The 15,040-nt window shown below is 68.8% G+C and carries 11 protein-coding genes; 2 read left to right on the top strand and 9 right to left on the bottom strand.

Annotation, left to right across the window (positions count from 1 at the left end):
* Window positions 1-66: 66 nt before the first annotated feature.
* The 4 genes from OCGS_RS05750 to OCGS_RS05735 are packed head-to-tail and all read right to left on the bottom strand — an operon-like array spanning window position 67 to window position 6,432.
* Window positions 67-2,610: a putative PEP-binding protein gene (locus OCGS_RS05750; protein ID WP_007426287.1), complete on the bottom strand. Its 2,544-nt coding sequence runs from the start codon at window positions 2,608-2,610 to the stop codon at window positions 67-69.
* Window positions 2,611-2,663: 53 nt separating this feature from the next.
* The gene (gene glyS, locus OCGS_RS05745; RefSeq protein WP_007426286.1) at window positions 2,664-4,961 is read right to left on the bottom strand and encodes a glycine--tRNA ligase subunit beta; all 2,298 of its coding nucleotides are present in this window, start codon (window positions 4,959-4,961) and stop codon (window positions 2,664-2,666) included.
* Window positions 4,962-5,510 (bottom strand): DUF6446 family protein, encoded by a 549-nt coding sequence (locus tag OCGS_RS05740; protein ID WP_007426285.1) that lies wholly within the window; start codon window positions 5,508-5,510, stop codon window positions 4,962-4,964. It abuts the gene before it with no gap.
* Window positions 5,500-6,432 carry a glycine--tRNA ligase subunit alpha gene (locus OCGS_RS05735; RefSeq protein WP_007426284.1) on the bottom strand — a complete coding sequence of 311 codons (933 nt, stop codon included), beginning with the start codon at window positions 6,430-6,432 and terminating at the stop codon, window positions 5,500-5,502. The genes OCGS_RS05740 and OCGS_RS05735 overlap by 11 nt, the downstream gene beginning before the upstream one ends.
* A gap of 157 nt (window positions 6,433-6,589) precedes the next feature.
* Between OCGS_RS05735 and OCGS_RS05730 the strand changes: the two genes are divergently transcribed.
* On the top strand, window positions 6,590-8,329 hold the full coding sequence (locus OCGS_RS05730) for a serine protease (RefSeq protein WP_040610638.1): 1,740 nt from the start codon (window positions 6,590-6,592) through the stop codon (window positions 8,327-8,329).
* Here the strand turns inward: OCGS_RS05730 and OCGS_RS05725 are convergent.
* Entirely contained in the window at window positions 8,326-9,132 is an 807-nt protein-coding gene (locus OCGS_RS05725) for an alpha/beta hydrolase (protein ID WP_007426282.1), read from the bottom strand. The two genes, OCGS_RS05730 and OCGS_RS05725, sit on opposite strands and share 4 nt — an antisense overlap.
* Before the next feature lie 72 nt (window positions 9,133-9,204).
* Between OCGS_RS05725 and OCGS_RS05720 the strand changes: the two genes are divergently transcribed.
* On the top strand, window positions 9,205-10,689 hold the full coding sequence (locus OCGS_RS05720) for an NAD-dependent succinate-semialdehyde dehydrogenase (protein ID WP_007426281.1): 1,485 nt from the start codon (window positions 9,205-9,207) through the stop codon (window positions 10,687-10,689).
* Window positions 10,690-11,105: 416 nt separating this feature from the next.
* Here the strand turns inward: OCGS_RS05720 and OCGS_RS05715 are convergent, their stop codons facing one another.
* From OCGS_RS05715 to OCGS_RS05700, 4 genes are all read right to left on the bottom strand, one after another.
* A complete protein-coding gene (locus tag OCGS_RS05715; RefSeq protein ID WP_040610626.1) occupies window positions 11,106-11,570 on the bottom strand; it encodes an Hsp20 family protein in 465 nt (154 codons plus the stop codon).
* Between the two features lie 134 nt (window positions 11,571-11,704).
* The gene (locus tag OCGS_RS05710) at window positions 11,705-12,484 is read right to left on the bottom strand and encodes a trypsin-like serine peptidase (RefSeq protein WP_007426279.1); all 780 of its coding nucleotides are present in this window, start codon (window positions 12,482-12,484) and stop codon (window positions 11,705-11,707) included.
* A 59-nt stretch (window positions 12,485-12,543) separates the two neighbouring features.
* Window positions 12,544-13,926, bottom strand: coding sequence for a glycolate oxidase subunit GlcF (gene glcF, locus OCGS_RS05705; RefSeq protein ID WP_007426278.1), 1,383 nt, complete (start codon window positions 13,924-13,926; stop codon window positions 12,544-12,546).
* A gap of 3 nt (window positions 13,927-13,929) precedes the next feature.
* On the bottom strand, window positions 13,930-15,018 hold the full coding sequence (locus OCGS_RS05700; RefSeq protein WP_007426277.1) for an FAD-binding protein: 1,089 nt from the start codon (window positions 15,016-15,018) through the stop codon (window positions 13,930-13,932).
* Window positions 15,019-15,040: the final 22 nt, after the last annotated feature.

The raw sequence follows: 15,040 nt of genomic DNA, 5'->3' as shown, positions 1-15,040 counted from the left end.
GCTGCTAGATGGTCTTGACGCTGGGGGAAACCCGGCGGGCATCCGCTTGGCGGTTCCTTGCCGATCTCAGCGTTCGGGCGGCGCGGTCAGGCTGCCGCCGCGGTCGCGGATGGCCAGATGCGCCGCCGCCAGCCGCGCCACCGGCACCCTGAAGGGCGAGCACGAGACGTAGTCGAACCCCGCCGCGCGGCTGAAGTCGATGCTGTCGGGATCGCCGCCGTGTTCGCCGCAGATCGACAGGGTCACGTCGGGCCGCGCGCGGCGTCCGCGCTCGGCGCCGATCCGCAGCAATTCGCCCACGCCATCCATGTCGAGCCGCAGGAACGGATCGTCGGCAAAGACGCCCTGCGCGACATAGGACGACAGGAACCGCCCGGCATCGTCGCGCGACAGGCCATAGGTCATCTGGGTCAGGTCGTTGGTCCCGAAGCTGAGGAACGATGCGGCTTCGGCGATCTCGTCGGCGCGCAGGGCCGCGCGCGGCGTCTCGACCATCACGCCCAGCCGGTATTCCAGCGGAACGCCCATCTCGTCGCGGACGGATCGGGCCACGGCGGCGATGCGGGCGGCGACCAGATCGACCTCGCGCCGGGCCGAAACCAGCGGGATCATCACCTCGGGCACGACATCGCCCTGGGCAGCAGCTGCCTCGAATATGGCGCGGGCCTGCATGTCGTAGATTTCGGGGATGGCGATCCCCAGCCGCACGCCGCGCATGCCCAGCATCGGGTTCGCTTCGGCAAGCGCGGCGGCGCGGCGACGGGCGGCATCGGGCGCGATATGCAGGGCCGCGGCCATCGCGGCGATGCCGTCCGCATCCGACGGCAGGAATTCATGCAGGGGCGGGTCGAGCAGACGGATGCAGACCGGCCGCCCGGCCATGATCGCGAAAAGCTCGGTGAAATCGGCGCGCTGCACGGGCAGCAGACGCGCCAGCGCGCGGGCGCGATCCTGCGGATCTTCGGCGAAGATCATCTCGCGCATGACGGCCAGACGGTCGGGTTCGAAGAACATGTGCTCGGTCCGGCAAAGGCCGATTCCCTCGGCGCCGAACCGCGCGGCCGTCTGCGCCTCGGACGGGGTGTCGCAATTGGCGCGCACGCCGATGTCGCGCACCTCGTCCGCCCAGGACAGCAGGGTGGCGAAGGCGTCGTCCAGCATCGGCTCGACCAGCGGAACGGCCCCCGCGATTACCCGTCCCCCATGACCGTCCAGCGTCACGGTCTGCCCCGAATGCAGCACCCGACCGTCGCTGGCGACCATCAGGCCCTGCCCCGCATCCAGCGACAGGCCCGCGGCGCCGACGACGCAGGGCAGGCCCAGCCCCCGCGCGATGACGGCGGCATGGCTGCTGACGCCGCCGCGCACGGTCAGGATGCCGGCGGCGGCGTGCATGCCCAGCACGTCCTCGGGCACCGTTTCGGACCGCACGAGGATACACGCCTCGCCCCGCGCGCCGGCGGCATGGGCATCGGCGGCGGTAAGGACCAGCGCGCCCGTCGCCGCCCCCGGCGATGCGGCGATGCCCCTGCCGATCTCGGCCCCCCCTGCACCGGGCCGAATACGGCGGTGCAGCACGTTGAGCAGCGCGCGCGGCTGCACGCGCGACACCGCTTCGGCCTCGGGGATGATGCCGTCGGTGGCCAGCGTCACGGCGATGCGCAGGGCGGCGCGGGTGGATCGCTGCACGCCGACCGCGTCGAGAACGTAAAGCGCGCCGTCCTGCAACGTGAACTCGATCTGCATTTCTTCGCGCAGGCGGGTGCGGCAGAGCGTTCCGTAATGCTGCAAATCCATGAAGACCTGCGGATAGACGTCCTGCAAGGCCGGTCCGCGCGGATCGGACGTGAGGTAAAGCGCGCCCTGCCCCTGCAACGCATCGCGGCCCTGGCTTTGCGACAGATAGCGCCCGACGATGCGCGGACGGCCCGTCTCGCCGTCGACGAACTGGATCACGCCCGCGCCGTCCTCGCCCAGCGCGGGATCGCCGACGCCCAGCACCATCTGCTGCACGACGAGACCCAGCGCCGCGTCGTCGGGCGCGCCGCGCGCCGCGCGCAGCAGGCGGGCCGTGGGCGCGTTCCAGGCCGCCGCCATGCCGCGCAGCACATCGGCCAGTTGCACCGCCGGATCCTGCGGGAAGGGCCGGCCATGCGCGGCCTCGAACGCGGCCAGCATGGCGGGGATGTCGTCCGCCCCGCCGCAATCGACGCCCGCCACCACCATCGCATAGGACCGGATGAAGCGCGCATGAAGGCGCAGCGCCTTGTCCGCCCCGATGCGGCCCGACAGCACCGCATGGCGCGCGTCGTTCATGCCCGCGTTCAGCACGCTGGCCGGGCCGCCCCATTCGTGCTGGCCGCTCGAAGGGCGGATCGACACCAGCGTATCGGGTCCGAACGCCGCCAGAACCGCGCGCGTGTCGATAGTGCCGCCCTCGGCCAGCATGGCGACGGTCGCGGCGTCCAGCGCGACGGTGCGCGGCACCGGCAGGCCGAGGCGGATCAGGCGTTGCAGGCACTTCGCCCGCGCCCCATGCGCGGCGATGCGGATGGGGGCGGTGGGCGTGATCAGCGTCGCGCCTGGGGGAAGAACCGGATCGTGCTGCACCGCGGCATCCTTTCGCGCGCACCCTAAGGCGCGCGGCCCCCCGCTGGCAAGGATCAGCCCTGCAACCGCGTCAGGTCCGCCACGTCAAGGCAGAGGCGGCGGATCCGGCTGAGCAGGTTCAGACGGTTGCGCCGCAGGATCTGGCTGTCGGTATTGACCTGCACCCCGTCGAAAAAGGCGTCAATGGGGGCGCGCAGACCGGCCAGCGCCGTCATCGCCGCACCGAAATCCTCGGCCTTCATGGCGGCGTCGATCTTCGGCTGCGCGGCATCGAGGGCGGCGAACAGCGCGCGTTCCTCGTCCGTCTCGGCGTATTTCACGTCGGCGCCATAGGAATATTCGACGCCATCGGCTTCCTCGGCCTGGGTCAAGATGTTGTTGGCGCGCCTGAACCCCTGCACCAGATTGGCGCCATCCTCGGTCCGCAAGAACGCCTCCAACGCCTCGGCCCGCCTGACCAGCAGGGTCAGGTCGTCGTTGCCGGGCATGGCAAGGCAGGCGTCGATCACATCGTGCCGGATGCCCTGCTCGCGCAGATGGACCTTGAGGCGGTCGTGGAGGAAGGCGAGAGTGCTGGTCTTTGCGGCAATGGCGTCTGCGGCCGCGTTTTCGATCCTTCCGACCCGCAGCAGGTCTTCAAGCTTTTCCTGCGCCTCTTCAAACGTCAGATTCTCCCATTCTGGTGATCGTATTTGCTTTGCTTGCTCCCGCGAAAGCCTATTTTGAATCTTTTCTAAGTCTGCGCGCGTTTGAATATTTAAAAAACTCATAACTTGTTCGAGTTCCGTCAGTTTATCCTGTTCCGTAAGACTCAAGATCGTACGATCACTAAGCATCCGTGAACGATAAAAGACCTCGGACATATCTATTCTGATGTCCAACTCTATGATGAGCCGTATAACCCCCAGCGCCGCCCGCCTTAACGCATAGGGATCCTTGCTGCCCGTTGGCTTTTCGTCGATCGCCCAGAACCCTGTCAGCGTGTCGATCTTGTCGGCCAGCGCGACGGCGACGGAGACCGGGGCGGTCGGCACGGCGTCGGAGGGGCCGAGGGGGGCATAGTGATCCTGCGCGGCCTGCGCGACCTCGGGCGGCAATCCCGCCTCGGCCGCATAATAGCGGCCCATGACCCCCTGCAATTCGGGGAACTCATAGACCATCTCGGACGCCAGATCGGCCTTGGCGAAACGCGCGGCCTGTTCGGCGAGATCTGGGTCGGCGCCGACATCCCCCGCGATCTCGCGCGCGAGGGCGGCGATGCGGTCGATGCGCTCGGCCTGACTGCCCAGTTTCGCGTGGAACGTCACGTCGCGCAGCTTGTCCAGCCACGGACCCATGCCCGCCCTGGCCACACGCAGGTCGTTGGCCCAGAAGAACGCGGCATCCGACAGGCGCGCGGACAGCACGCGCTGGTTGCCCGCCAGGATCGTCGCGCCGTCATCGGCCGTTTCGCGGTTGGCGACGGTGACGAAACGCACGATCCGCCCCTCGCGGTCGCGCAGGGAGAAGAACTTCTGATGCTCGCGCATCGAGGTTTGCAGCACTTCGGGCGGCAGGGTCAGGAAACGCTCCTCGATCGCACCGGTCAGCACGACGGGCCATTCGACCAGCCCCGCCACCTCGGCCAGCAGGGCGTTGTCCTCGACCACTTCCAGCCCCAGCGCGAAGGCGGCGTTCTGGGCCGCGTTGCGGATCGTCTCGGCCCGCTCGTCCGCGTCCAGCACGACGAAGGCGCGGCGCAGGCGGGCGGCGTAATCCTCGAACCCCGTGACGCGGAAAGGCTCGGGCGCCATGAAGCGGTGGCCTTCGGTCACGTCGCCCGCGACGATGCCGTCCACGTCCAGCGGCACGATCTGCGCGCCGTCCTCGCGCGTCAGCAGGCACAGGATGCGATGCAGCGGTCGGACCCAACGCAGGGTGCCGCGCCCCCAGCGCATCGACTTGGGCCACGGAAAATCGCGGATCGTGCGTTCCAGCACCTCGGCCACGATGTCGGATGCGGGGCGGCCCTTGCGGTCGATGACGGCGAACCAGACCTCGCCCTTGCCGGTATCGCGCGCCACCAGCGCGTCGCGCGCCACGCCGGCGCCGCGGGCGAACCCCTCGACCGCCTTGTCGGGCGCGCTGACGCGGGGGCCCTTGCGATCCTCGCGGCTGTCGGGCGACCGGTCGGTCAGCCCTTCGACATGCAGCGTCAGGCGGCGGGGCGTCACGAAGGCGCCGGCATGGGCATAGGTCAGCCCGGCCTCGACCAGACCGTCCGTCACCAGACGGCGCAGGTCGTCGGCCGCGCGGGCCTGCATCCGCGCCGGGATTTCCTCGGACAGCAATTCGATCAGCAGGTCGGGCATTCAATCCTCCTCGGGCCGGGGCGGACAGGCCTCGCCCACGGGCGTGCCGTCATAGGCCAGCGCGCCGCAATCGTTAAGCTGGTGCCAGACATAGCCGCGCCCGTCCTCGGTGACGGCGACAATGCGGTCCACGCCGTAATGCACGTTCTTTTCCGACAAGAACGCCACCGCGCGCCCCGAATCCAGATCGGCCCCGATGGCGCCGGCGTCGAAACAGCCGAACCAGCCGGGCGCCAGCAGCGGCACGGGGTCGTCGGCGACGACAAAGGTTTCGGTCAGCATGGCCAGGCTCATCGGGGTGTCGAAACAGGCGCGGAACCGCAGCGGGCTGCTGTCGGCGTCGATGGCCGCGACGTTCTGCGCCAGAATCGGTTCGGGCTGCCCGCTGACGATGCCGGTCAGGCGGATGTCGCCGTCTTGCAGCGGCACCTCGTCGTAAAAGGCATAGACTTGCAGATAATACAGCGCCGCCCCGCCGACGAGGGCGATCAGCACGATGGCCCCCACGATGACCTTGCCAAGGATGCCGCCACGCCGGTCAGGCCGCATCGGCCGACCATCCGCCCGCTTCCGTCTGCACGAAGGCGTCGGCGCAGCGTTTGGCCAGCGCGCGGACCCGGCCGATATAGGATTGCCGTTCCGTGACCGAAATCACGCCGCGCGCATCCAGCAGGTTGAACAGATGGCTGGCCTTGATGCACTGGTCGTAGGCCGGCAACGCCATGACGATGCGGCGGCCGGTCTTGGGATCGTCCGCCGGCGCGTCGAGGATGCGGGCACATTCCGCCTCGGCGTCCTTGAAGTGCTGGAACAGCATGTCGGTATCGGCAGTGTCGAAGTTCCAGCGCGCATATTGCGCCTCGGCCTCGCCGAAGACGTCGCCATAGGTCAGCGGGATCGCGGCGTCGGGCGCGTTGAACGGCATCGCGTTGCCGTCGTCATGGCCCAGCACATACATCGCCAGCCGTTCCAGCCCATAGGTCAGCTCGCCCGAGACGGGGTGGCAATCGTGGCCGCCGACCTGCTGGAAATAGGTGAACTGCGACACTTCCATGCCGTCGCACCACACTTCCCAGCCCAGCCCCCACGCGCCCAGCGTCGGGCTTTCCCAGTCGTCCTCGACAAAGCGGATGTCGTGAAGGGCCGCGTCGATGCCGATGGCCTGAAGGCTGCCCAGATAGAGCGCCTGAAGATCGGGCGGCGACGGTTTGATGATGACCTGGAACTGATAGTAATGCTGCCAGCGGTTCGGACTGTCGCCATAGCGCCCGTCCGTGGGGCGGCGCGAGGGCTGGACATAGGCCGCCGTCCAGTCGCGCGGCCCCAGCGCCCGCATCGTGGTGGCCGGATGGAAGGTGCCCGCACCCACCTCCATGTCGTAGGGTTGCAGGATCGCGCAGCCCTGCCGTGCCCAATAGGATTGCAAGGACAGGATGATGTCCTGAAAGCTGCGCGGGCGGGTGGCGGTCATGGGGGCATCCGGGGGTCAGGGGCGCGGCCTGCATAGGCAGATGGGCAACAAGGGTCAATCGCGGGGCCGGGGCGTCCGGCCGTTTCTTGACCTCGCCCCGAAAATGCCACTGTGGTCTGCCCTGATGCGCGGATTGGTCAATCAGGCGGAACGAACGATGTCGCAACGGGCGGGAATACGGGTGCTTGGCGCGCTGGCGATGCTGCTATGGGCGGGGCTCGCGCAAGCGCAGGACGCATGGGTGCAGATCGCCGCGCGTCCTTCGGCGGCCGAGGCGGCGGAACTGGCCGGCGACCGCGACGCGCTGCTGGACGATGTCAGCGCCTTCCGCATCGGAACGTCGGACTGGTATGCCATCGCGCTCGGTCCCTACGGCGCGGATGCGGCGGCCGATCTACGCCGCGATCTGCGCGCGCGCGGCCTGATCGCGGCGGACAGTTTCGTCACCGACGGGTCCAGCTATCGCGAACGGGTCTATCCCGAAGGGGTCGCCGCAGATCCTGCCGCCGCCGCGCCCCCTGCCCCGGATGCCCCGCCCGCCCCGGATGCCCCGGATGCCCCGGACGACCAAACGCCCGAAGAAGCCCGCCGGTCCGAGGCGGATCTGACCCCCCTGGAACGGCGCGGGATCCAGAAGGCGCTGGAATGGGCGGGCTTTTACGACGCGGCCATCGACGGCGCCTTCGGGCGCGGCACCCGCAATGCGATGGCCGCATGGCAGCAGGCGCGCGGCGACAGGCCGACCGGCATCCTGACCACCCGGCAACGCGCGGATCTGATGCAGGCCTATAACGCCATACTGGACGGGGTGGGCATGGCCGTGCTGCGCGACGAAACGGCGGGCATCGAAATCGCGATGCCGACGGAAGTGGTCGGCTTCGACGAATATGCCCCCCCTTTCGCGCGCTATGGCCCGACGGACGACAGTGCACCCCATACCGTCCTGCTGATCAGCAGGCGCGGCGATCAGGCCACCCTGCGCGGCCTGTTCGACGTGATGCAGACGCTTGAAATTGTGCCGCCCGAAGGTCCGCGCGCCGCGACGCCGACCGGATTCACCCTGACCGGCGCTGACGAGCGCATCGTCAGCCAGACCGAAGCGCGGCTGATCGACGGCACGGTCAAGGGGTTCACCCTGGTCTGGCCCGCCGGGGACGAGGAACGCCGCCAGCGCGTGCTGGACGAAATGCGCGCCAGCCTTGCCGTCATCCCCGACCGCGTGATGGGCGACATGGACGGCACCCCCGACGAGGATCAGCGCGTCGATCTGCTGGCCGGGCTACAGATTCGCCGGCCGGCACTGGAACGGTCCGGCTTTTACGTGGACGAACGCGGATCGGTGCTGACCACGGCCGAAGCCGTCGGCGACTGCGCCCGCATCACCCTAGACGACGCGACCGAGGCCGAGGTCGCGGCGAAGGACGACGCCGCCGGTCTGGCGCTGCTGACGCCCAACGAACCGCTGGCGCCCCGCGGCCATGCAAGGTTTCGCAGCGTCGCGCCGCGCCTGCAATCGGATGTGGGCGTCGCGGGCTATTCGTTCGGCGGGGCGCTGGGCGCGCCGTCGCTGACCTATGGCACGCTGGCCGATCTCAGGGGGCTCGACGGCGAGGAGGATCGCCGCCGGCTGGCCCTCGACGCGCGGCCCGGCGATGCGGGCGGTCCGGTCCTCGATGCGGGGGGCGGCGTTCTGGGCATGTTGCTGCCCGGCGACGACGATGCCGCGCGCCGCCTGCCCGCCGGCGTGGCCTTTGCCGCCGATGTCGAGGCGATCACCGCCTTTCTGGATTCGGCCGGGATCGAGGCCGACAGATCCTTCGGCGACGGCCGCCTGCGGCAGGGCGAACTGATCGACCGGGCGGCGGACCTGACCGTCCTGGTCGGCTGCTGGCGCTAGGGCCCGCCCAGGATCGTCCGCATCAGCGGGCTGTCCGGGTCGCGCAGGCCGTCGATCACGTCGAAATGGTGGCGTCCCGTCCGTGCGTCGCCGTCGATGACCAGGGGCACGTCCCAGGCATCGGCCAGCCCGCGCGCCTGACCCAGAAACGCCGGCCGCTCGGCCCCGCCGACCCAGACCGTCACCGGCACGTCCAGCACGCGGGGATAAAGGGCGGGGCTTTCCGTCTCGGCCTCCTCGGGGGTCAGGGCCAGGTCGGCGTTCATGCCGGTATCCAGAAGCGGTCGCAGATCCCCCAGGGGCGAGATCGGCACGCATCGCGTAATGCGCGCGGCCACATCCGTCTGAAGCAGCGCGTCGGCATTCAGCATCCGCGCGACCAGATGCCCGCCGGCGGAATGGCCCGCCAGATGGATCGGCCCCTCGACCCGGCCGGCGATGGCCGTCACCGCCGCCACGATTTCGCGGGTGATGCGCGAAATGCGCGCTTCGGGTGCCAGCGTATAGGTCGGCATGGCCACGTTCAGCCCCGCCGCCAGCCCGCCCGCGGCGAAACCGGACCAGTCCCGCCCCTCGAACGCGCGCCAATAGCCGCCATGCACGAAGATCAGCGTTCCCCGCGCGTCCCCTTCGGGACGGAACAGATCGAACACCTCGCGAGTGCCGGCGCCATAGGGCAGCGCCATCTCGGCCCGCGCGCCCAGGCTGTCGCGCAGAGCCGCCGCCTCGGCCCGCCAGCGCGGCGGATAGGCGTCGGCGTCGGCGATGAATTCGCCGTTGGAATAGGCTTCGTCATTCGACACCGGCAGCCCCCCTTGCATCGGGGCCACAATCGGCGCTGACTCGGGCCAAGGCAACTGCGAAAGGATGCAACCATGACCGATCTGACCTCGCGTCTGTCGGATCCGGACCTTCTGACCGGCCGCGCCTATCTGGGCGGCGACTGGACGGATGGCGCGGGCGGCACGTTCGACGTCACGAACCCCGCCACCGGCGGAAGGATCGCGCAGGTGGCCGACCTGTCCCGCGCCGAGGTCGCCCGCGCCATCGACGTCGCGCAGGCCGCGCAAAAGGATTGGGCCGCGCGTACCGCCAAGGATCGCAGCCAGATCCTGCGCCGCTGGTTCGACCTGATGGTCGAGAATGCCGACGATCTGGCCGCCATCCTGACCGCCGAGCAGGGCAAGCCGCTGGCCGAGGCGAAGGGCGAGATCCTCTACGGCGCGTCCTTCGTCGAATGGTTCGCCGAGGAAGCCAAGCGCGTCTATGGCGAGATCGTGCCGGGCCACCAGCCCGACAAGCGCATCCATGTCCTGCGCCAGCCCATCGGCGTGGCCGCCGCCATCACGCCCTGGAACTTCCCCAACGCGATGATCACCCGCAAGGCCGCGCCGGCGCTGGCCGCCGGTTGCGCCTTCGTCGTGCGCCCGCCGTCGCTGACGCCGCTTTCGGCGCTGGCGCTGGCGGTGCTGGCCGACCGTGCGGGTCTGCCGCGCGGCATCTTCTCGGTGCTGCCATCGGCTTCGTCGTCCGAGATCGGCAAGGAATTCTGCGAGAACCCGGTCGTGCGCAAGCTCAGCTTCACCGGCTCGACCGAGGTCGGGCGCATCCTGCTGGCGCAGGCAGCGCCGCAGGTAATGAAATGCTCGATGGAGTTGGGCGGCAACGCACCCTTCATCGTCTTCGACGACGCCGATCTGGACGCCGCTGTCGCCGGCGCCATCGCCTGCAAGTTCCGCAATGCCGGGCAAACCTGCGTCTGCGCCAATCGCCTCTATGTGCAGGCCGGCATCCACGACGCCTTTGCCGAGCGGCTGGCGGAACGGTTGAGGACGATGAAGGTCGGCGACGGTTTCGACGAGGGCACCGATTTCGGCCCCCTGATCGACATGGCGGCGGTCGAAAAGGTCGAGGCGCACATCGCCGACGCGCAGGAAAAGGGCGCGCAGGTCCGGCTGGGCGGGGCGCGCCACGAACGCGGCGGCACGTTCTTCCAGCCCACGGTGATGACCGGCGTGACGCAGGACATGGACGTGGCGCATCAGGAAACGTTCGGCCCCCTCGCCCCGATCTTCCGGTTCGAGACGGACGACGAGGCGATCGCGCTGGCCAACGACACGATCTTCGGCCTCGCCGCCTATTTCTTCTCGAACAACCTGTCGCGCGTCACCCGCGTCTCCGAGGCGCTGGAATACGGCATCGTCGGCGTGAATACGGGCCTCATCAGCACCGAATCGGCCCCTTTCGGCGGCGTCAAGCAATCAGGCCTCGGCCGCGAGGGATCGCGCCACGGAATCGAGGAGTATCTTGAGATGAAATATGTGTGTCTGTCGGTCAAAGATCAGGACGGAGGTAATTAAATATGCCAAAGAGTCTTAGGAGTACGCTATTTCCTTACGGAATGGCTAGAAATAAGGATGGCACTTGGACCCTATTTAATCGAGAATATTCACCAGTCGGCGTAGTCTGCGACGGATATCACGACTGGGACGACCCACGCTATAAAATAGAGATCAAGAGATTAGGACCAAAGACCCTACAGGAACTGGACTATCGCAGAGAAGGCACTGAAGAAAGAATTTACTTCTATAATGACGGATGTTACCCCGAACTATCGAAGAAGACCATGAGGGATTACTTAGCCCGCCTCGAAGTTCTATTGAAGCTAAATTTGTAATGAAGGATGGGTGAAACTCTAGCGTAGAGCATGCGGCCAATCTATTGAAAAAGGCGCGCGGTTTTCCGCGCGCCTTCGTTTCGATCGCTGTCGGGCCGCTCAGGCCGCCTGATGCTCGACCGTCTTCGGCTCGCTGCCGCGGGCATCGGTGATCTCGATCCGGCGGGGCTTCAGGGCTTCGGGCACCTCGCGGACCAGATCGACGATCAGCATGCCGTCGGCATGGCTGGCACCCGACACGCGCACATGGTCGGCAAGGTGGAAGCGCCGCTCGAACGCGCGGGTGGCGATGCCGCGATGCAGGAAGGTGCGGCCCTCGGGCTCTTCCCCCTTGCGGGCGGTCACGATCAGCGCGTTCTGACGCTGCTCCAGCGTCAGGTCATCCGCGGAGAAACCGGCGACGGCGATCTGGATCTGCCAGGCATCGTCGCCCGTCTTCTCGATGTTGTAGGGCGGATAGGTCTGCGCGCCGTTGGTATCGGACAGAACGCGGTCCAGCACGCTGGCCACCTGGTCGAAGCCCACACTGGCACGATAGAGCGGGGCAAGATCGAAGGTTCTCATCTGGGTCATCCTCATTTCACAAGCGATAACATCGTTTTGCCCTCCCACCGGGGGACGGGCGCCTGCCGGACCCCATCGGGGCATCCGGTAGCCGGAATATGGGAAACGGCCCACGGTCCTTCAAGACCCGCCTTTCACGGACGCACGAATTTCGCCCCTGCCCCGCTTCGCCTGTCCGTATCGGCCCGATGCAGGGCCGCGCGGGCCGACGCCAGCGGCGCGCCCAGCGCCATGCCGAACACCACCTTGCGCCCCTCCGCCTCGGCCCCCGCCGAAACCAGCGAGACGATGCGCCCCCTGCGCCCCGACATGTCGAGGATCGGCGCACCGGACGACCCGTGCGTCGCGTCGCACGAAACCGCGACGATTCCCTCCCGCTGGTCCAGCGTTCGGCATCGCCGTTGCCACGACGGCGCCCCTTCCCGGTCCCGGCCATAGGAAACCAGCGCGACCGCGCTGTTCCGCGCTGGCGGCAAACCGGCGACGAAGGGCGCCGCCACCGCCGCCGGGATGGGCGATGCCAGCCGCACCAGCGCGACATCGTTGCGCAGCACGGCCCATCGGTCGGCATCCGGCACGCGGTATTCCGCCGCGATGCCCACCGTCGCGCCCTGCCGGACAGCGACGGCGACCCCGTCGCGCAACCCGGCGGAAAACGCGATGTCCCGCGCGGCAACGTCGATCCCCGTGGCACGGTCGTGGATGCAATGGGCCGCCGTCAGAACCAGATCGGGCGCGATCAGCACGCCGGTGCAGAACCCGCGCCCGGCCAGATCCAGCCTTCCCACCGCCTCCCATCCCAGAAGATCGGCGCGCAGCGACAGGCGGCGCGAACCGCTATCCTGTGCTGCGGCGGACAATCCCGCCATCAGCAGCCCCGTCAGGACCGCGCGAAAGACCCATCCGACCGACATGCTGCCCCTGCTTTGCGCCTTTCGCTGCCTAAACCGCAATCGGGGCAGAATCATGGCAGCTATCGCAGTTTCGGCACCCCGTTCGCGCCGTCCAGTTTGGCGGGGCGTGGCCCGCCCGTCGCCCAGTCCAGCAGTTCGACCGTATGCACCACCGGCACCCTTGTGCCCGACCCGATCTGCATCATGCAGCCGATATTGCCGGCGGCGATGATGTCGGGCGTGCGGGCTTCCAATGTGCGGATCTTGCGGTCCTTCAACTGCCCCGAAATCTCGGGCTGCATCAGGTTGTAGGTGCCCGCCGACCCGCAGCATAGGTGCGGATCGGCAGGTTCCACCACCTCGAACCCGGCGCGTTTCAGCAGGGTCTTCGGCGCCGTCTTGATCTGCTGGCCATGTTGCAGCGAACAGGCCGCGTGATAGGCGACGCGGATCGGCCCCGGCCCGTGCGGCCCGTTGTCGGGATGCGCGTCGGTGCCGGCGATGGCCCCGGCGGCGCGGTTCACCTCGCCCAGCGGGGCATCGCCCGGCAGCAGGCGCAACAGTACCTCGCTGACATCGGCGGCCAGGCGGCTGACCTCGGCCGCATCCTCGGCCAGCGGGCCGTTGCGCAGCATGTGGCCGTAATCCTTGACCATCGTGCCGCAGCCGCTGGTATTGACGACGATGGCGTCCAGCCCACCCTGCGCCCTGACGCCCATCCAGGCGCTGATGTTGCGGGCGGTGGCGGCATGGCTTTCGTCCTCGCGCCCCATGTGATGGACCAGCGCGCCGCAGCAGCCCATGCCGTCCGCCACCACCACCTCGGCCCCCAGCCGCGTCAGAAGGCGGATCGTCGCGTCGTTGATGTCGGTGTCGAGCGCCTTTTGCGCGCAGCCCGTCAGCAGCGCGACGCGCATCCTTCGGGCGCCCTGCGCCGGGAACGTCTGCGGGCGGTCGTTGGGGCTGGCGGGCGGGATGCGGCGCGGCACCATGTCCAGCATGGCGCGCAGCCGGGCATCGGGCATCAGGCGCCGCAGCGGATAGCCCAGCTTCGCCCCCCGAAGCGCCAGCCGGAACCGCCCCGGATAAGGCAGGATCCGCGCCAGCAGCGACCGCAGGGCGCGATCGGCCCAGGGCCGCCGATAGGTGCGTTCGATATGCGCGCGGGCGTGATCGACCAGGTGCATGTAATGCACACCCGACGGACAGGTCGTCATGCAGGCCAGGCACGACAGGCAGCGGTCGATATGCTTGACGGTCTTTTCGTCCGCCGGCCGGTCGTTCTCCAGCATGTCCTTGATCAGATAGATGCGCCCCCGCGGGCTGTCCAGCTCATCGCCCAGCACCTGATAGGTGGGGCATGTCGCGGTGCAGAATCCGCAATGGACGCAGGCGCGCAGGATTTCGTTGCTGCGCGCGGTGGCCGGATCGGCAAGCTGTTCGGGGGTGAACGTCGTCTGCATGATCTACACCGTCGCCATCGCGCGGGGGTTCAGGATACCGCGCGGATCGAACCGCGCGCGCAGCCCGTCCGAGAGTGTCCGCAGCGCCGGCGCCTCGGGATGCAGCGTGCCCAGCCGCGCATGCGTGTCAAACCCGGCGCGCACCAGCGTCGCATGGCCGTCGATGCCCGCCAGACGCGCCCGCAGGTCGGTCCCCTCGGGCAATGCCGCCCAGACCAGCCCGCCGCCCCAATCCATGAACCAGCGGTCCGCCTTTGCCGCCGCCACCACGCGCGGTCCGTCGGACGGCCGGACCGAGATGCGCCAGGCATCGCCATCCCGTCCCAACGGCACGGCATCGCGGATCCCGGTCCAGACATCGCCGTCGCCGTCCGCCGCATCGTCCAGCAGGTCGCGCAGCCGCCCCGCGCGATAGGCCACCGAATCTGCGAAACCCTCCACGCGCAGCAGCGTGCCTTGCCCCGGCAGATACGCGGCCCCGTTCACCTCGAACGGAGAACGCAACGCGGCCGCCATCTGGCGCACCGCCCGGTCCGGCCCCTCGTCGGGCAGCACCAGCGTGGCGGCGGCCGCGGGCGCGGGCAGCACCTTCAGGCTGACCTCGCTCAGCACACCCAGCGTGCCCCGCGATCCGGCCATCAGCTTGACCAGATCGTAGCCGGTGACGTTCTTCATCACCCGCCCGCCGTTCTTGACGATCATGCCGGTCCCGTCCACGAACCGCACCCCCAGCAGCGCATCGCGCAGCGCGCCGACCTGGATGCGGCGCGGCCCGCTGGCATTCATCGCCACCGCGCCGCCGATGGTGGGCGTGCCTTGCGTGCCCAGCAGCGGGCGATGATCCATCGGCTCGAACGCCAGGCGCTGGTTCTCGGCGGCCAGCGCCTGCTCGATCTCGGCCAGGGGCGTGCCCGCCCGCGCCACCAGCGTCAGCGCCCCCGGCTCGTAAAGCGTGACGCCCGAAAGCCTTGCCACCGACAGCGCCTCGCCCTGCGCCGGCACGCCGCGCGTTCCGCCGCCCCGGACATGCAGGGGCGTGTTCGCCCCCCGGATCGCCTCGGCCAGGTCCGCCTCGTCCCTCGGGCTCAGCATACCGGCCCCCATTCATCTTTCC

Origin of the sequence: Oceaniovalibus guishaninsula JLT2003 (assembly GCF_000299575.1) — a bacterium.
In the GTDB taxonomy this organism is placed as follows: Bacteria; Pseudomonadota; Alphaproteobacteria; order Rhodobacterales; family Rhodobacteraceae; genus Palleronia; species Palleronia guishaninsula.
Note: the sequence above shows the minus strand (reverse complement) of the source record. Positions and strands in the feature narration are given on the sequence as shown.